Here is a 17746-nt window from a genome sequence, read left to right on the forward strand (position 1 = left end):
TGGGGTCAGGCACACACGTTTCCTGTCATCGTCTGCGTACCGATCACCGCGAGCAGGCTCAGCTTGTCCGCCGCGTCCGTGCCCGGGGCGGCGGTGTGGATGACGACGTGGAGGTCGCTGCCGGGGGCGTTGAGGACGTCGCAGTCGAGGACGAGCGGGCCGACGTCGGGGTGGTGGACGGTCTTGGTGTCCATGGTGTGGCTGCCCACCGCGTGGGAGTCCCAGAGCCGGGCGAAGTGGTCGCTGGTGCGGCGCAGGTCGGCGACGAGGGTGCGCAGGGGCCGGTCGGCGGGGTAGTGGGCGGTCGCGGAGCGCAGGTCGGCGACGGTGGCGGTTTCGAAGCGGGCCTGTTGTTCGGGGGTGTGGGTCACGCGGTCGGGGCGCCCGGTGAAGTGGCGCCACAGGACGTTGCGCTCGCGCTCCGAGCGCCCGGAGGGGTCGCCGTGCAGCGCGGCGTACAGCTGGTTCCAGGCGATCAGGGTCCACGCCGCGTCGTACACCCCGACCGGGGTGGCCCGCATCTGGTCGAGCATGCGCTGGACGCCGGGGGTGAGGTGGGACGAGATGCGGTCGGTGGTGGGCGCGGGCCGGCCCGCGAGGAGGAACAGGTGGCGGCGTTCCGGCTCGGACAGCCGTAGGGCTCGGGCGAGGGCGGTGAGGATCTGGGGGGACGGGGAGGTCGCGCGGCCCTGTTCGAGACGGATGACGTAGTCGACGGACATCCCCGCGAGCTGGGCCAGTTCCTGGCGCCGCAGCCCCGGCGCGCGGCGTACGCGTCCGGTCGGCAGGCCGACCGTCGCCGGGTCCAGCCGGTCGCGCCAACGGCGCAGCGCGCCCGCGAGGTCGCCGACCGCGTCGCCCCCGGCCCTGTCGTCCCCCACCGTGTCGTCCCCCGCCGCATCGTCCCCGGCCGTCTCGCCCCCGCCCGGGTTTCCGGAGTTCCCGCCCGGGTGTCCGTCGTCCCCGGCCAGGCTTCCGGTGTTCCCGTCGCCGCTCCCCGTCCCGCTCATCGCTCCAGTATCCGGCCGGGGGCCGCGGGCGTCCCTCACCCAGCCTGGTATCGCTTTTACCAGGAAGAGGCTTGCCCTTCCTGTTCCCTCGCGCCGCGCCGAGGCTGGTGGACATGCAAAACAAACGCCGTGTTGAGATCGCCCTCGACCTCGCCTGTGTCCGTTGCTACCTCGGCTTCACCCGCCTCACCCGGGCCGCCGGCGGCGAGGCCGAGTTGACCATCCGCCCGTTCCAGGCCGAGCCCGACGCGCCCTCCGCCGCCGGTGAGCCGTTGTTCGAGGTCTGGAGGCGGACCCAGGGCGAGGCGTTCGTACGGCAGGTCACCTCCGACACCTCCTTCGGCGTGGCGGACGGTCTGGAGCTGCACTTCGAACGCGCCCTGTTCACCAACACCTTTGACGCCCACCGGCTGGTCGCCCGCGCGTCCGCGCAGGGACTCGGGGAGCGGATGGCGGAGCGCCTGTTCCGGGCGTACTTCACGGACGGGCTGCTGATCTCCGACCGCACCACCCTGGCCCGGCTGGCCGCCGAGACCGGGGTGGGGCCCGCCGCCACCGATGCCGGCGACGCGGCCGAGACGGCCGCGCTGCGCGCCGAACTGGACCGCGTACGCGCGCTCGGCGTCCAGGTCGACGCCGTACCGTACGTCGCCTTCGAGGACGGGACCGTCCTCGAAGGCGCGCAGCCGGAGGAGGCCTACCGCGCGGCGCTGACCGCCCCGCTCACGCCAGCCGGATGACGTTCCAGGACATCGGCTCCAGCGTGGCCCGCAGCACCCCGCCCCCGCCCTCGCCGTCCAGGGCCGTGCCGGTCGCGGCGTGCGGGGTGACGCGCTCGGGCTCGGCCAGGGTGTTGCGGGCCTCGGGGTCGGCGTCCGCGAGGACGCTGTGTTCGACGATCCGGGATACGGACGACAGGCCGTGCAGGTCCACCGTCAGCGGCAGCGGTCGCGTCTGGTCGCGGTTGACGGCGAAGACGGTGACCTCGCCGGTCTCCTCGTCCGCGACGGCGGTGGCGTGCAGCAGCGGCACCTCGCCGTACTTGGCCGTCTCGTGCGTCGGGCTGTCGACATTGACCTGCAAGACCCGCCCGCGCCCGTGACGCGACGCCTGCGCGAACGGGAAGAAGGTGGTCTGCTTCCAGGCCGGGCCGCCCGGCTCGGTCATGATCGGCGCGATGACGTTGACGAGTTGGGCGAGGCAGGCGACGGTGACCCGGTCGGCGTGGCGCAGCAGCGCGATGAGCAGTGAGCCGAAGACGACGGCGTCGGTGACGGAGTAGTTGTCCTCCAGGAGCCGCGGCGCCTCGTCCCAGTTGGGCGGCTCGGCGCCGTGGAAGCGGGTCAGGTACCAGACGTTCCACTCGTCGAAGGAGAGGTTGATCTTCTTCTTGGACTTGAGCCGGGCGCCCACGTGGTCGCAGGTGGCGATCACGTTCTCGATGAAGGACTCCATGTCGACGGCCGAGGCGAGGAAGGAGTCGCGGTCGCCGTCGAGCTCTTCGTAGTAGGCGTGCAGGGAGATGTAGTCGACGAGGTCGTATGCCTCTTGCAGGACCGTCGCCTCCCACTCGGCGAAGGTCGGCATGGACTGCGAGGAGCTGCCGCAGGCCACCAGCTGCACGTGCGGGTCGATCTGCCGCATGGCGCGGGCGGTTTCGGCGGCTAGCCGCCCGTACTCCTCGGCCGTCTTGTGGCCGGTCTGCCAGGGGCCGTCCATCTCGTTGCCCAGGCACCACAGCCGGATGTCGTACGGGTCCTTGTCGCCGTGTGCGGCACGGCGGTCGGACAGGGCGGTGCCGGACCGGTGGTTGGCGTATTCCTGCAGCTCCAGCGCCTCGGCGACGCCGCGCGTGCCGAGGTTGAGGGCCATCATCGGCTCGCCGTCGACCTTGCGGAGGAAGTCGATGTACTCGCCGAGGCCGAAGCGGTTGGTCTCGGTCGACCGCCAGGCCAGGTCGAGTCGGCGCGGGCGCTCGTCGACGGGGCCGACGCCGTCCTCCCATTTGTAGCCGGAGACGAAGTTGCCGCCGGGGTAGCGGATGACGGTGACCCCCAGCTCGCGGATCAGCTCCAGGACGTCGGTGCGCAGACCGGCCTCGTCGGCGGTGGGGTGGCCGGGTTCGTAGATGCCGGTGTAGACGCAGCGGCCCAGGTGCTCGACGAACGACCCGAACACACGCGGGTCGACGTCGCCCACGGCGAAGGCGGGGTCGAGGGTGAAGCGGGCTGGTGGGGCGGGAGCGGGGGTGTCGGCGGCGGTGTCTGCGGGGGTGGCGGCAGTGTCGGCGGCGGTGCGGTTGCTGGGGGTCGTCGGCGGCATGGCGGCGTCTCTCTCCTGCGCTGGCGCGCGCTTGTCCGATATCTCGGATACCGATCGCAACTTCGAACGAGACGGTAAGATCTCCGTTCCCCGCGCGTCAACGCCTCGTGCGGCCCGGAAGTGCCCGGCCCGGCTGTCAGAGGCGCGCGAGAGACTTTCTGTGCTGCCATCTGCCCCAGGAGGTCCGCGTGTTGAACCCCACCATCGAGCAGTTCCTCGACCATCCCGAGCACGACGCCCAGAAAGAAAACCTTCTCGCCGAGGACTGGAACGGGCAGCTCGATGTCGCGGTGCGGGTCCATCTGCTCGACCGCTGGCTGAGCGAGGACGCCCCTGACGCACTCATGGTTCCTATGGTTCTCACGGACATCCGGCCGGAGCCGAACGAACCTTGGATGACGCGACCCGACGCAATCGTGAAGACCGGACTCTTCCCGGCGGTGGCGCACACGAGCGCCATTGCCGTGGCTGAGGCGGCCGCCGCCGTGGAGCGGGCCCTGCTGGCGGGCGGCAGTGCTCCATCCCGGCGCGTTGAACTGCTCATCGCCGACCTGCGCGAGTTGATCCTCTCCCAGGGGCGGGAAGCGGTGCTCGTGACAGTCGTTCCCGACGAGACGCATGTGGTGCTGGCATGGGAGACCGAGTACGACGCGGCGCTGCGCATCAGCGTCGTACCTCGTCGGGAGCAGGAGCAGGAGCGGGAGGGGCGTGGCGAACCGCGCCACGCCGCATGCTCCTTCGCCGCCTGCCCGGACGGCGTCCGGGTCGCCCCCGAGGAGCACGACGCCGCCGAGACGAAGGTGCGCTCCCTGTGCGCCGGGACGGTTCTCGCGGCCCTCTTGAAATGCGACGGGCGCGCCGCGTTCAGCGTCGGCCGGCGGCCCCACGGACTCGATCCTGAGCAGGCCGCCGACCTCGACGAGGTGCGGGACTGGTGGGAGAGCACGTCATGGTGCGAGGAGTACGACGACACCTACCTGGGGGTCTACTACGACTACGGGGCAGGCGCCTGGTTCGGCCCGGCCCATCTGATCCCGACCCAGGAACAGCTGGACAGCGAGGACCCGGACGGCTACCCGGCCCAGTACTGCACCACCCTCGGCGCTCCCGGCGAATCGGCCACGAGCCTGTGGATGCTGGGTGACCGGCTGCACTCCCTGGACACCGCCGCCTTCCTGACCGAGGTCGAGGCGTTCCGCCGCGCCTGCCGCCACCAGTGCCGCGAGACGTCCGACGCGTCCGGCCCGTTGGTCGATGCCCTCCTGGACGAGCTCCTGGCCCGCCCCCTGGAGCGGGTCGGCGGCCCGGAGCGCCGGATGCTCGTATGGGCCGACGCCGACGGGGACGGCGGATTCTGGCGGGCCGACGGCCACTCGATAGACGTGTACGAGGATGCCCGACGGCTCCTGGTCGTCGGCCCGCACGAGGCGCTGTACATGATCTTCAACGGTGACTCGGGATCCTGAACCTCAGCGCCTCAGCCGGGCGGCGAGGCGGGGCAGCAGACGGAGGGCGTTGTCGCGGTTGATGCGCCGACGGGCGCGGTGGTCGAGGGCGGGGTCTCGGTCGAAGTCCACGGTGATGGCGCCCACTTCGCGGGCGGGCCTGGCCGGCCAGTCGCTCCCGTACAGGATGCGGGTCGGGTCGGCGGCGGCCAGCAGGGTCGGGGTGGCGTACGGGGACAGCGGCAGGGCGGTGTCGTAGAAGAAGCGGCGCAGTGCCCGGCGGACCGCCTCCGGGTCGGGGCCCTCCCCCTGCCGCCCGGCGGAGATGGCCCGCCCGGCCACGTACGGCAGGAAACCGCCGGCATGGGACAGGATGATCGACAGGTCGGGGTAGCGGTCGAGGGTGCCGGTGGCGATCAGGTTCAGCGCCGCCCGGGTGGTGTCGAGCGGGAAGTCCGCGATGGCCTCGGACACCCCCGGCAGCTCGGTGCCGCCCTCGGGCAGCCCCTGGGGATGGACGAAGACCACGGCCCGGCGGCGATTGAGCTCGGCGAAGAGCGGGTCGAACGCCCGGTCTCCGAGGTAGCGGCCGCCCGTGCTGGTCATCATGATCACGCCGTCGGCGCCGAGCTCGTCCAGCGCGTACGCGGCCTGCTCGACCGCCAGGTCGATATGCGCCATCGCAACGTTGGCGAAGAAGCCGAACCGGGTCGGATGGTCCGCGACCAGCTCCGCCAGCGACTCGTTGCACACCTGCACCCCCGCCTCCGCCACCGCCCGGTCGCGGAAGGCCATCGACGGCACCGGGGCGGAGGCGGCACCGGCCGCGATGCGGTTGGCGTCCATCACCTCCAGCGTCTCGTGGAGGGTCCAACGCGCCCAGTCCGGCCCGCCCTCGGGCGGGAGCAGCCCGGCCTCGACGGCCCACTCGCGCATGGCGTCCGGTAATGCGTGGTGGTGCGTGTCGATCCGTCCCTCCGTCGGCGGCCCGCCCTTGCCCCTCCGCTTCGTATCGGCCGAGGCGCCGGGCGCCGACGCGAGCCCGGCCCCGACGGCCACCGCCCCCGCGCCCGCAGCGCGCAGGGCGCGACGGCGGGTCAGGGACGGCGACGAGGTGACGGCGGAGCGAGAAATCCTGAGCGTGGCCATGGGGCGGGGCCTCCTTGTCCTACGGGGCCGCGTCGCGGCCCGAACCGGCGTGACAACGCCCACCCTCCGCCAGTCGGCCCGGACCACGCATCGGGGCGAGCCCCGATCCGCCCCTGGGCCGCCCCGTACGGGCCCAGGGTGCCGGGCCCCTACATCAGCGCCCACCTCCGCCCGACGACCACTTGTTGCGTCCAGATCGCCGGCTTCGCCGTCCTCCGCGGGCCCCGTCGCCACGGTCCAGCTGCCGGCCCGGGTGCCGTTCGGCTTCCACGGCAACTGGCTCGACGACCGCCACCCGACGGCCCCATGATTCACTTGCCTCGGCCAGAGAGCGTTTGTCGCGGCGACTCAACAACGGGGAATTCGCATCATGAGTGACGTCTACTCACCCATACCGGAACTGAACCTGCTCAAAGAGTTCGAAAACCGGATCGGCCGGGTCTGGTACTCGGCGGGGTTCGAACTGCGCGAGTACGGCGTGAACGCCGGTCTGCACACCTGGTCGGAGGATCCGGAGTTCCTGGACGGCTTCATCCCCTTCGCGCTGGCCACCCGCTCCGGTTCCCACTACGCCCTCTGGCGCTGTGACGATCGGACCGACCTCGCCACCTTGCCCGTCGTCTTCGTCGGCGACGACGGAGACCTCTACATCGTCGCGCGGAATCTGCTGGAGCTGTTCCAGCTCCTGACCATCGACGACGAGACCTTGAACCCCGACCTCGTCGAGCAGCACACCGAGGGCCACCAGGAATACCTCACCTGGCTGAACGAGACCTTCGGGCTGCGACCGCCGGACCTCGACGCGCTCCGGGCCGGGCTCAAGGAACCCTACGAACAGTTCGAGACGTGGGCGAGCCGGTTCGTGGAGCTGGACTGAAAACCTCCGCGAGCATCAGCCCATACGAGCGAGCATCAGCCCGTACGAAAGGGACCCACCCATGACCACCGAACGCCCCCGCGTACCCACCACCGCGGACGAACGCGAGACACTGCGCGGCTTCCTCGACTTCCACCGGGCGACCCTCGCCATGAAGTGCGACGGCCTGTCCGACGAGGAGCTGCGGCGTCAGTCGATGCCGCCCTCGACGCTCTCGCTGCTCGGGCTGGTGCGGCACATGGCCGAGGTGGAGCGCAACTGGTTCCGCCGGGTGCTGGGCGGCGAGGACATCCCGCTCGTCTGGTCGGACTCGTTCGACTTCCAGGTGGCCTACGACGCGCGGGAGGCCACGCGGGCTGAGGCGTTCGATGCCTGGCAGGCGGAGGTGGAGCACGCACGGCGGATCGAGGCGGCGGCCGAATCGCTGGAGGTGACGGTCCACGCCGAGCGGTGGGGGCAGGACGTATCGCTGCGCACGGTGATGCTGCACATGATCCTGGAGTACGGACGGCACAACGGCCACGCCGACTTTCTGCGCGAGGGCGTCGACGGCACCGTCGGGGTCTGAGGCGCCGCCCCCGCCCTCGTACCGCGCCGTCCTACCGGCTCACCAGCCGGAGCTCCACCTCCCGCTCCTGGTCGCCCGGCACCTTGCCGTGGTCCTCGATGGCGAAGGCCCGGGCCAGCACCTCGCGCATCAGCTCCACCTGGCACGGGCAGCCCTGCAGATCGGCCGTGATGGGCGCGGTCAGTGCGGTGGGCTCGGGCTCCGGGTGGGTCGGGGTGACCTCGAAGGTCGAGGTCCACACCACCGGGTGGCCTTCGAGCGGATGCTCCGGCAGACCGGCGTACGCGTCGTCGGAGCGGTAGCACCGGTGCAGTACGTCGAAGACCACGTCGGCGTCGTCCCGAGAGATTCCGGTGAGGTTCACCATTACGTGCTCGGCGTGCCATTCCAGGCTGGCCATGGCGGGCACCTTCTTCGCTGAGCGGTTCGTGCGGTTGTCCTTACCTTTATGTTCGCAGCTTTTGCGGATTTTGCGCTGTTTAACCCGGATGGCTCATCCGGAATCGGGTGGTCTACGTCGTCGTCGCTGCCGCCCGGGGCGCCGTACCGGCCTGCGGCACCGCCCACGTCCAGGCCGCCCGCATCCAGCGGGTCCGGGCCGTCGTGCGCCTGCTGGTCGGGCAGGTCCCGCGGTACGGCGTCGATGTGGTCCCCGGGGGCTTCCAGTCGTCGGTCAGTCACTGCCGGTTCCCTTCGTCGGCGGACGGACCCCTCTCAGGTACCCGGAGCGCCCGGAACTACGCCGACGGCGCATACGGGCTCCCGCCCGGCGACCACCGATACGAGTCGCCGGGCGGGAGCACGGCCCGCTGGGCCTCGGCTCAGACGAGGACGTTCTTGTAGAAGATGTTGCTGCGGCGGTCGCCCGCCTCACCGGAGGCGAAGCCCAGGAAGAGCCGGACCTCCCCCGCGGCCGTCCGGTACACCCCCATGCCTTCGGGTTCGCGGTAGGTCAGCGTGGAGCCCGCGCCGGTGAAGGCCCGCTGGGTGAGCGCGCCCGTGTTGACGTTGACGCTGGAGGTGTAGGCGTTGCCGGGGGACGGGTTGTCGGCGCCGTAGGCGGTGCCGGTCAGCTGGTAGACGTAGGAGCCGTAGAGCGTGTAGCCCTGGAAGACGGCCGAGTCGCTGGGCTGGGCGAAGTCCGCCAGGCGGTTGGAGTAGTTGCCGGCCGCGACCTCGTTCACGTTGAAGATCGCGTACCGCCTGCTGCCCGCGGTGTTCAGATAGCGGATCGCCATCCGGTTGTTCACCGGGTCGATCGCGCAGGTGGTCTCCGTCGCGTCGGAGACGGGCGAGTGCTTGGTCAGGGCGGAGGAGGTGTTGGAGAGGGTCGTTCCGCTGCTCCAGCGGAAGCGGGCCAGTCGTTTGCCGCGGGCGCCGCTGTTGACGTCCACTTCGGTCCACAGATAGGTGCTGCTACCCACCGCCTGCGCGCCGATGGACACGGCGTGTCCGAATCCGAGCAGATACATATAGCCGAGCTCATTGCCGGAGAAGTCCAGCTGGGTGATGCACAGATCGCCGCTGCTGTCGGCGGAGCCGTCTTTGAGCTGGGCCACGAACAGGCGCCGGTTGACGTTGTCGAAGCAGAACGACTGCTGGACCCTCGCGTCGTGCAGCGGCGCATGGCGGAAGAGGTCGTACGAGGGCTCGGTCAGATCGAAGCGCGAGGACGTCGGTACGGCTGTGGGGGCCGACTCGCTCGCGGTGGCCACCTTGGCGCCCAGGCCGAGCGCGGCGCCCGCCGTGGCGCCGCCGCCGAGCATCAGTAACCGGCGTCTGTTCCAGGTGCGGGTGCGGTCCTGCGTCATGGATCTCTGCTTTCTGTCGGTGATGTGCCGTAGCGCCCCCACCTCTCGTCGCCGAGGGGCGGGGGCGCTACGCGCGTAGGATCTTCGTGATCCGTCTCCAGATTTGCCCCTGGTACACCTCCCCGAACCGTCAGGTTCATGTCAGGTCATGATCAGTACGCGGTCGGCCAACCCCCGCTCCAGCTCAGCAGGTTGACGCCGAGCTTCGGGGTCCCGTTGTCCTGGCCGTCGTAGTAGTGGTAGACGAGCAGGTCACCGTCGACGTCGCTCATGACCGACTGCCCGCCGGGGCCGATGTAGCGGCCGTGGGACTCCAGCACCACCGAGCCGCCGTTGTTCATCATGTTGACCCCGTTCTTGTCGAGGTACGGCCCGGTGGGGCTGGTGGCGCGGCCGACCTTGATCTTGTACGTGGAGCTGGTGCCCGCGCAGCAGGTGTCGTACGAGGCGAACAGGTAGTAGTAGCCGTTGCGCTTGACGACCGTGGGCGCTTCGACGGCCTTGGTGCCGGTGGGCCGGGAGGCGATGCTGTAGACGGTCTTGTCGCCGGAGTACTGCTTGCCCGTGGACGGGTCGATGCGGATCATCTTCAGCCCCGACCACCACGAGCCGAAGGACAGCCACCACTTGCCGTCGCCGTCGACGAAGAGGTTGGGGTCGATGGCGTTGTAGTTGCTGCTGCCGGTGGTGGAGTGCACGATTCCGTAGTCGGTCCAGGTGCCCGCCTTGCCGCTGGACGAGGTGGCGAATCCGATCGCGGAGTTGCTGGACCCGAAGGACGAGACGGCGTAGTACATCAGGTACTTGCCGCCCTGGTACGAGATATCGGGCGCCCAGGGGTCATTGCTCGAGGAGTAGTTCTTCCACCACGACGGCGGGGTGTTGAAGGCGTTCCCCGAGCGGCTGAACGCGATCCGGTCGGTGGAGGTACGGGCCTCCAGACCGCCGTGGGTGGAGTACAGCAGGTAGGTGCCGTCGCTCGCACGGATCATGGTGGGGTCGTGCACGACGATGTCGCCCGTCACCCGGCCCGGATCGGGGTAGGCGGAGGCGCTGGTCGGCAACAGGGCGAAGGCCGTGGCGGCCGCCAGGACGGCGAGTCGCCGGCCCCTGCGGACGCGGCCGCCCGGGCGCGTGCGCGCGGACTTGGCGTGGATCATTCGGCTCTCCTTCGGAATGTTTTCGGTGCCCCTCCGAAACACATGGCGGTACGCGACGCGATGGGTGGCCTCAACACCTCCCCTCTCCCAGGGGATTGACTCGCCTTTCAGCTGCCTCTACGTTCCCTCGAACGTTTCGGTGACGTTCCGGAAGTTTTTCGGAGGCAGGGGAAAGGACGCTCTTGTGATCAAGGTGATGCGCGCCGCTGTGACGGGCGCACTGGCCGTCGCCCTCCTGGGCACGGCGGCGACCGCGCCAAAGGCCCATGCCGGGGACGGCACCGCGGCGGGGACCCCGGCGGGGACCACCGGCCGGGTGGACTCGGGGCGGGTGGACTTCGGCCAACGTCTCCAGCCCATCGACGGCTTCGGCTTCTCGCAGGCCTTCCAGCGCGCCGACGTCATGCACGGCGCGCGCGGGCTGACCCCCGAACACCAGCGGGAGGTCCTGGACCTGCTGCTGGACCGGAAGTCCGGGGCCGGTCTGAGCATTCTGCGGCTGGGTGTCGGCTCGTCCTCGGACGAGGTGTACGACCATATGAAGTCGATCCAGCCGACCGACCCGGGCGGCCCCGAGGCGACGCCGCGCTATGAGTGGGACGGCGACGACGGCGGCCAGGTGTGGCTGGCGAAGGAGGCGAAGGCGTACGGCGTCAAGCGCTTCTACGCCGACGCCTGGAGCGCGCCCGGCTATATGAAGACCAACGGCACGGACGCGAACGGCGGGACGCTCAAGCCCGAGTGGCGGCAGGCGTACGCCGACTACCTCGTCCAGTACGCGAAGTTCTACCGCCAGGAGGGCGTCCGCATCACCGACGTCGGCTTCACCAACGAGCCGGACCTCTCCACCTCGTACGCGTCCATGCAGTTCACGCCCGAGCAGGCGGTGGAGACGGTCAAGGCGCTCGGGCCGACCGTACGGCGGGCCGGGATCGACCTGGTGTGCTGCGACGCCGCCGGATGGGACCAGCAGGCGGCGTTCAGCGCGGCGATCGAGGCGGATCCGCGGGCCGCGGCGCTGGTCGGGGTGCACACCGGCCATCCGTACATCACCCCCTCCGACCAGCCGCTGCCGACCGGCCGCCGCACCTGGATGTCCGAGTGGAGCCCGAACGGCGCGACCTGGAACGAGGCGTGGGACGACGGCTCCGGCTACGACGGACTGGCCGTCGCCGAGGCGATCCACACCACGCTCGCGGACGCCCGCGCCAGCGCGTATGTGTACTGGTTCGGCGCCTCGATCGGGGCCACGCGCGGGCTGATCCAGCTGGACGGGGCGGACTACCACGTCTCCAAGCGGCTGTGGGCCCTGGCCGCGTACAGCAGGTTCATCCGGCCGGGGGCGGTGCGGGTGGCCGCGTCGACCGAGGCGCCGGGCGTCAAGATCACGGCGTTCCGCAACCAGGACGGGAAGCGGGTGCTGGAAATCCTCAACACGGGGACGGACGCGGTGCGGGCGGACTACGCGCTGACGGGCGGCGGTGCGGGGGGCTCCGCGCGCGGGTCGGTGTACCGCACCGATGAGACGCATTCGCTGAGCCGGGTCGGCACGGCGGACGTCCGAGGCGGAAAGCTGGGGGTCGAGCTGCCGGCGCGGTCGCTGACCACGGTGGTGCTGGGGAGCTGAGCGTCGCCGGTGGGTTCGGTCTGCCCGGCGTACTGCCGGGCCGGGCAGACCGACTCCACCCCGTGGGGGGACACTCACTGGCCCGCCAGCCCCGTATGGGCCACGCCGCGGACGATCTGGCGCTGGAAGAGCGTGAAGACCACCAGCAGCGGCAGGCCGGCGATCACGACCGAGGCCATCATCTGGGCGTACCGCAGCCCGTACGAGGACTGGACGTTGACCAGCCCCACCGGCAGCGTCATCCCGTTCGGGTCGGTCGTGACCAGGAACGGCCACAGGAAGTTGTTCCACGTCGAGATGAAGGTGAAGATCGCCACGGCCGCCAGCACCGGCCGGGACAGCGGCATCACGATGGTCCAGAAGACCCGCCACCGCCCGGCCCCGTCCACGAACGCCGCCTCCTCCAGTTCACGCGGCACCCCGTCGAAGAACTTGACCAGGATGAAGACCATCGCGGGCACGGCGACCTGCGGCAGGATCACGCCCCAGTAGGTGTCGACGAGCCCCATGGAGACCATCTCCGCGAACAGCGGGGCCATCAGCACCTGCGGCGGCACCATGATCCCGGCCAGCACCAGACCGTAGAGCACCTTGCGGCCGCGGAACTCCGTGCGCGAGAAGCCGTACGCGGCCATGGCGCACAGCACCACCGTCAGCAGGGTCGTCATGACCGAGATATAGGCGGAGTTGAACATCCACTGACCGATGTCGCCCGACTTCCACACCTCGCGGTATGCGTCGAAGGTGATCGTCGAACCGATCCACTTGAGCGGCGTCGTGGTGGTCTCCCCCTCCGGTTTGAGGGAGGTGGCCACCGCCCACGCCAGCGGCAGCACCCACAGCGCCACCAGCGCGAGCGCGATCAGCAGCATGGCGATCCGGCCCGGGGACCAGCGGAACCTGCGGCCCGCGCCGGCGTCCGCGCTCGCGCCCGTTTTCGTCCGTGTCACAGCTGTCTCCGCGCTCATATCCGCGCGCCCTCCTCACTCGCGCGGCGGGTCAGCCGCAGATGGATCAGGGAGACGATCACGATCAGGGCGAAGAAGAGATACGAGACGGCGGAGGCGTAGCCGATGCGGTAGCCGGTGAAGCCCGCCTGGTAGACGTACTGGAGGATCGGGCGGGTGGAGTCGTCCGGGCCGCCCGCGGTCATGATGTAGACCTGATCGAAGATCTTCAGCGAGGCCAGGATCTGCAGCACGACCACGACGCCCGTGGTGCGCCGCAGCATCGGCAGGGTGATGTTGCGCAGCCTGGCCCAGGCGCCCGCGCCGTCCAGCTCCGCCGCCTCGTACAGATGCTGTGGGATGGCCTGGAGCGCGGCGAGATACAGCAGGAAGTTGAAGCCGACGGTCCACCAGACGGTGGTCAGGACGATGGACAGCATCGCGTAGCGCTCATCGGTGAGCCAGCCGATACCGGGGTGCAGGCCGAGGGAGGCCAGCGCCTGGTCGGCGAAGCCGAAGTCGGACGGGAAGATCACCCACAGGAACAGCAGCCCGACGACGCCCGACGGCAGCAGGAAGGGCGCGAACCAGCTCAGCCGCCACAGCCACTGGACCACCCGCAGATGGTGCGCGAGCAGCGCCAGGCCCAGGCCGACGACGACGAGGGGGACCGTGGACAGGATGGTGAACCAGACCGTGTTCCACAGCGAGGACCAGACGTCGGGGTCCTGAAGAGCCTCGGCGTAGTTGTCGAAGCCGATGAAGTGGCTGTCGGTGCCGGCGATGTTGTCGTCGCCGAGGCTCATCTTGACGCCGTACAGCAGCGGCCAGAGAAGGAACAGCGCGTAGACGAGGAGGAAGGGCGCGACGAAGACCAGCCCGTGCTCGGTCCAGTGGCGGCGTACGGTGCTGGGCGAGGTGGTGGCCTTGCTCTCGGAGGAGCGGGGCGGAGGCGCGGTGACGGTCGGCGCGCTCATTTCGCACCTCCGAAGGGGTTGGGGGTGTCGAGGAGGTCGCGCAGCCGGGACTTGGCCTCTTTCAGCGCGCTCTGGGGCGTACGGGAGCCGGTGAACACCCCGGAGAAGACCGAGCCGAGCTCGATCCACATGAGGGAGGCGGAGCCCGCGAACCAGGCGGGTTCGTCGAGCGCGACATCGTTGACGACCGAGCGGTATTCGGACTGCGGCTGGAGCTTGAGGTACGCGGGGTTCTCCAGCGTCGGCAGATACGCCGGGACATGCCCGCCCTTGGCCCATTCCACGGTGTGCTTGAGCATCCAGGCCACGAACCCATGGGCCGCTTCATTGGTCTCGCCGCCCCGGTCCCTCTGGTGGGGCAGGACGAAGGAGTGGCAGTCGGCCTGGGCGGTGGGGCGGCCGAAGAGGGCCGGCACCCGGGTCATGGAGAACGGCAGCTTGGTGGTGCGGAAGGAGCTGATCTCCCATTCGCCGTTGAGGTAGAAGGCGGTCTTGCCGCCGTTGAAGACGGCGATGGAGCCCGGGTAGTCGACGCGGCGGTGGCACAGTCCCTCGTCGACGAGCATGGCCATGTACTCGAGCGCCTTGAGCGCCTTGGCGTCGTCGAGGGCGAGACGGCGGCCGTCGGCGGACAGGACCTTCCCGCCGGTCTGGGAGTAGAGGGTGGAGAACACCCGCCAGGGGCCGACGACATCGCCGCCGATGGTCTCGGTGACCAGCCCGGGCGCTCCGGTGACCTTCTTGGCGGTGCGCAGCGCGGCGGTGAACTCCTCGGCGCCGTTGATGGGTTTGAGCTTGCCGTCGGGGCCGAGCAGCCCGGCCTTCTCGCACACCTCGGTGTTGTAGAAGAGCACCATGGGGTGGGTGTCGAGCGGAATGGCGTACTGCTTGCCGTCGACCGCGCCGCGCTTCCAGATGTCCTCGGGGAAGTCGTCGGCGGTCACCCCGTGGTCGGCGAGCAGGTCGAGATCGAAGGCGTCGAGGAGACGGCCGGGCGCGAAACCGGCGAGCCGGGCCAGATGCAGCGCCGCGACCTCGGGGGCGCGTCCGCCCGCGCCCGCCATGCCGAGCTTGGTGTAGTACGGGGAGCCCCACTGCAGCGTGGCGGCCTCCAGGCCGATCGAGGGATGAGCAGCGCTGTAGGCGTCCAGCATCGCCTTCATGTTGACGCCGTCGCCACCGCCGAAGAGATGCCAGTAGCGCAGCCGGGTCTTGCCCGAGGCGACGGACGATGGCGCGGCGCAACCGGCGGCGCCCCCGCCCACGGCGCCGACGGCGGCGAGGGCACCGAGCCCGGTGAGCACTCCGCGGCGGGTTGGGGAGGATCGTTGCATTGCGGCTCATTCCTGCTGCACAGGCAGCGCTGTTCGCTATTTCGAATGCCGCTCGTAACTTCGGACAGGGAACATAAGGCGCCGAGGAGTGCGCGTCAACGCTTTGAACACGACTCGCCCCACCCCTTGACCCATATCGGAGCAAGCGCTTACCGTCCGGCCGTCGGACATGCGAGGCGGGGATGAGGCGGGGCAATTCATGTTTGAGCTGGGAGATCTGACCGTCCGGTATCCGCGCCACGACGCGGCGGGCGACGGCGACGCGGGGGCCGCGGTCGGGGTTGGGGCCGGAGCCGGGGCCGTGATCGGTCTGGAGATCTTCCCGACCGCCCTCGCCGACCGCCTGGCGCCGCCCCGCGACCGCCTGCCGGAGGACGCCGCCCGCCACCACCCCGACACCGGCCCCGCCTGCCACCTCGAACCGCTGGCGGCGGTGGCCCGCGCCGGGGACCCCGTACCCGAGCCCTTCGCGGGCGTACGCACCCTGCGGCGGACGGCCACGACGGCGGCGCTGCGGCTGCGGGCGCAGCGGGCGACCACGACGGACACCGGCACGGCGACCACGGCGGAGACCACGGCGGAGACCACGACAGACACCGCCACCGAGATCGTCACCGAACTGTCCGACGGGCAGGGCCTGTTGGTCGTCCACCGGCTGACCCACCGCCCCGGCGACCCCTTCGTACGGATCCGCACCAGCGCCGCCAACGAGGGCGACCGCCCCTTCGCCCTGGACCTGATCTCGTCCTTCACCCTCGGCGGCATCACCCCCTTCGCCGCCGACGACGCCCCCGGCCGCCTCGTCGTCCACCGCATCCGCTCCGCCTGGAGCGCGGAGGCCCGGCTGGTCAGCGCGACCGCCGAGCAACTGCACCTGGAGCGGCCCTGGGTGAACATCGGCACGGTGGCGGAGCGCTTCGGCGCGCCCGGGTCGATGCCCGCGGCGGGCTGGATGCCCTGGCTGGCCGTCGAGGACACCGAGGCGGGGGTGGTGTGGGGCGTCCAGCTGGCGGCCGGCGGCCCCTGGCAGCTGGAGCTGCTGCGCTCCCGCGACGGGCTGGCCATCGGCGGCGGCCCGGCGGACCACGACTTCGGCCACTGGCGCCGTACCCTCGCCCCCGGCGAGTCGTACGAGGCGCCCGAGGCCGTCGTCACCGCCGTCCACGGCGACCTGGACGCGCTCTGCGCCCGGCTCACGCGCGCCTGGGCCGACCATCCGCGGCCCGGCCCCGAGCGGACGTCACCGCTGCCGGCGATGTTCAACGAGTACGCGACGACCTGGGGCAACCCCACCCACGACCGGATCCTGGCCCTCGCCGACCGCCTCCAGGGCTCCGGCGTGCGGTACTTCGTCATCGACTGCGGCTGGTTCAGCGAGCCCGGGGAGGACTGGGGCCGCAGCCACGGCGACTGGACTCCCAGCGCCGAACGCTTTCCGCACGGGCTCGCCGAGACCGCCCGGCAGCTGCGCGAACGCGGTTTCGTACCCGGGCTGTGGTGGGAGCCGGAGACGACGGGCGAGCTGTCGCGGGCGTACGAGGACGCGTCGCGCCACCTCGCATACGACGGCGTCCCCGTACATGTGTCCGCCCGCCGCTTCCTGGACCTGCGCCGCCCCGAGGTCGCCGAACCGCTGCTGGACCGGATGACCGCGCTGCTGAGCGAGGGCGGCTTCGGCTATCTCAAGATCGACTACAACGCGCATCTGGGCCCCGGCGACGACGGCGAGGGCCTGCGCGAACTCACCGCCGCCTCCCGCGGCTTCATCGCCCGGCTCTCCGCCCGGCTGCCCGACCTCGTCATCGAGAACTGCGCGGGCGGCGGCCACCGCATCGACCCCGCGTACGCCGCGCTCACCGCGGTCTCCTCGGGCTCGGACGCCTTCGAGACCCGCGAGGCCCCGGCGATCGCGGCCGGGCTCCAGCGGGTGCTGCTCCCCCGCCAGTCGCTGGTGTGGGCGACCGTACGGGCCGACGACTCCGACGCCGCGCTCGTCCACAAGCTGGCCGCAGGGTTCCTCGGGCGGATCTGCCTGTCCGGCGACCCGGACCGGCTGGACGAGCGCCAGTGGGCGCTGGTGCGCGAGGCGCTGGACCTGTACGGGCGGGCCGCGCCGCTCATCGACGACGGGACGACGCGGCAGGGCGGCACCCGCGGGGCCGCCCTGCGCAACGCCGTCGGCTGGCAGTCCGTCGTACGGCTGTCCCCCGACGGCCGGCGCGCCCTGGTCGTGCTGCACGCCTTCGCCGACCCGGACGAGTCGCTGTCGGTGACGCTCCCGGACGAGGGCGTCGAGGGCAGCGGGGTCGATGCGCGCGCGGCATGGGCCCTGGACGCCTCGCTCCTCGCCGACGGCACCGGCGCGCTCTCCCTCGCCGGGGGTCGGCTGCGGTGGCAGCGGCCCCCGGAGTGGTCGGGCGCGGTGGCCCTGCTCAGCCGTTAGGCGCGCGGTGGCCCGCGCCAACGCCGCCACCTCACGCGCCGTAGCCGCCGACAGCTCGAAGCGCACGACCCCCGAG

15 protein-coding genes are annotated in these 17746 nt (G+C 70.9%); 6 read left to right on the top strand and 9 right to left on the bottom strand.

The window, feature by feature from the left end; all coding sequences use genetic code 11:
- Positions 1–5: 5 nt before the first annotated feature.
- On the bottom strand, positions 6–1010 hold the full coding sequence (locus ACWDSL_RS03610; RefSeq protein WP_450481318.1) for a helix-turn-helix transcriptional regulator: 1005 nt from the start codon (positions 1008–1010) through the stop codon (positions 6–8).
- A gap of 113 nt (positions 1011–1123) precedes the next feature.
- Between ACWDSL_RS03610 and ACWDSL_RS03615 the strand changes: the two genes are divergently transcribed.
- Complete coding sequence (locus ACWDSL_RS03615; RefSeq protein WP_450481320.1) at positions 1124–1750, top strand: DsbA family oxidoreductase; 627 nt, start codon at positions 1124–1126, stop codon at positions 1748–1750.
- Here the strand turns inward: ACWDSL_RS03615 and arfA are convergent.
- Positions 1734–3332 (bottom strand): arabinosylfuranosidase ArfA, encoded by a 1599-nt coding sequence (gene arfA / locus ACWDSL_RS03620; protein WP_450481321.1) that lies wholly within the window; start codon positions 3330–3332, stop codon positions 1734–1736. The genes ACWDSL_RS03615 and arfA overlap by 17 nt on opposite strands.
- A gap of 188 nt (positions 3333–3520) precedes the next feature.
- Between arfA and ACWDSL_RS03625 the strand changes: the two genes are divergently transcribed.
- Positions 3521–4798 (top strand): hypothetical protein, encoded by a 1278-nt coding sequence (locus tag ACWDSL_RS03625; RefSeq protein WP_450481323.1) that lies wholly within the window; start codon positions 3521–3523, stop codon positions 4796–4798.
- A gap of 3 nt (positions 4799–4801) precedes the next feature.
- Here the strand turns inward: ACWDSL_RS03625 and ACWDSL_RS03630 are convergent, their stop codons facing one another.
- Positions 4802–5926 carry an amidohydrolase family protein gene (locus ACWDSL_RS03630; RefSeq protein ID WP_450481325.1) on the bottom strand — a complete coding sequence of 375 codons (1125 nt, stop codon included), beginning with the start codon at positions 5924–5926 and terminating at the stop codon, positions 4802–4804.
- 370 nt (positions 5927–6296) lie between these two features.
- On the opposite strand from ACWDSL_RS03630, the gene ACWDSL_RS03635 reads away from it, so the two are divergent.
- Positions 6297–6803 carry a hypothetical protein gene (locus ACWDSL_RS03635; protein ID WP_450481327.1) on the top strand — a complete coding sequence of 169 codons (507 nt, stop codon included), beginning with the start codon at positions 6297–6299 and terminating at the stop codon, positions 6801–6803.
- Between the two features lie 61 nt (positions 6804–6864).
- Positions 6865–7371: a DinB family protein gene (locus ACWDSL_RS03640; protein WP_450481329.1), complete on the top strand. Its 507-nt coding sequence runs from the start codon at positions 6865–6867 to the stop codon at positions 7369–7371.
- A gap of 31 nt (positions 7372–7402) precedes the next feature.
- Here ACWDSL_RS03640 and ACWDSL_RS03645 read toward each other — a convergent pair whose 3' ends face one another.
- The 3 genes from ACWDSL_RS03645 to ACWDSL_RS03655 form a co-directional block, all read right to left on the bottom strand.
- Positions 7403–7771: a hypothetical protein gene (locus tag ACWDSL_RS03645; protein ID WP_450481331.1), complete on the bottom strand. Its 369-nt coding sequence runs from the start codon at positions 7769–7771 to the stop codon at positions 7403–7405.
- A gap of 421 nt (positions 7772–8192) precedes the next feature.
- Complete coding sequence (locus tag ACWDSL_RS03650; RefSeq protein WP_450481333.1) at positions 8193–9182, bottom strand: phage baseplate protein; 990 nt, start codon at positions 9180–9182, stop codon at positions 8193–8195.
- A 152-nt stretch (positions 9183–9334) separates the two neighbouring features.
- On the bottom strand, positions 9335–10342 hold the full coding sequence (locus ACWDSL_RS03655) for an arabinan endo-1,5-alpha-L-arabinosidase (protein ID WP_450481335.1): 1008 nt from the start codon (positions 10340–10342) through the stop codon (positions 9335–9337).
- Between the two features lie 196 nt (positions 10343–10538).
- Between ACWDSL_RS03655 and ACWDSL_RS03660 the strand changes: the two genes are divergently transcribed.
- The gene (locus ACWDSL_RS03660; protein ID WP_450481337.1) at positions 10539–11969 is read left to right on the top strand and encodes a glycoside hydrolase family 30 protein; all 1431 of its coding nucleotides are present in this window, start codon (positions 10539–10541) and stop codon (positions 11967–11969) included.
- Positions 11970–12043: 74 nt separating this feature from the next.
- On the opposite strand, the gene ACWDSL_RS03665 is transcribed toward ACWDSL_RS03660, so the two are convergent.
- From ACWDSL_RS03665 to ACWDSL_RS03675, 3 genes are read right to left on the bottom strand one after another with little or no spacing between them, the layout of a single operon-like run.
- Complete coding sequence (locus ACWDSL_RS03665) at positions 12044–12937, bottom strand: carbohydrate ABC transporter permease (RefSeq protein WP_450481339.1); 894 nt, start codon at positions 12935–12937, stop codon at positions 12044–12046.
- Positions 12934–13893 carry a carbohydrate ABC transporter permease gene (locus ACWDSL_RS03670; RefSeq protein WP_450481341.1) on the bottom strand — a complete coding sequence of 320 codons (960 nt, stop codon included), beginning with the start codon at positions 13891–13893 and terminating at the stop codon, positions 12934–12936. Before ACWDSL_RS03670 ends, ACWDSL_RS03665 begins: the two co-directional genes overlap by 4 nt.
- Positions 13890–15227, bottom strand: a complete 1338-nt coding sequence (locus tag ACWDSL_RS03675; protein WP_450481343.1) for an extracellular solute-binding protein — start codon at positions 15225–15227, stop codon at positions 13890–13892. Before ACWDSL_RS03675 ends, ACWDSL_RS03670 begins: the two co-directional genes overlap by 4 nt.
- A gap of 199 nt (positions 15228–15426) precedes the next feature.
- Between ACWDSL_RS03675 and ACWDSL_RS03680 the strand changes: the two genes are divergently transcribed.
- A complete protein-coding gene (locus ACWDSL_RS03680) occupies positions 15427–17670 on the top strand; it encodes an alpha-galactosidase (RefSeq protein ID WP_450481345.1) in 2244 nt (747 codons plus the stop codon).
- Positions 17671–17746: the final 76 nt, after the last annotated feature.

The organism is Streptomyces sp. NPDC000941 (genome assembly GCF_053599555.1).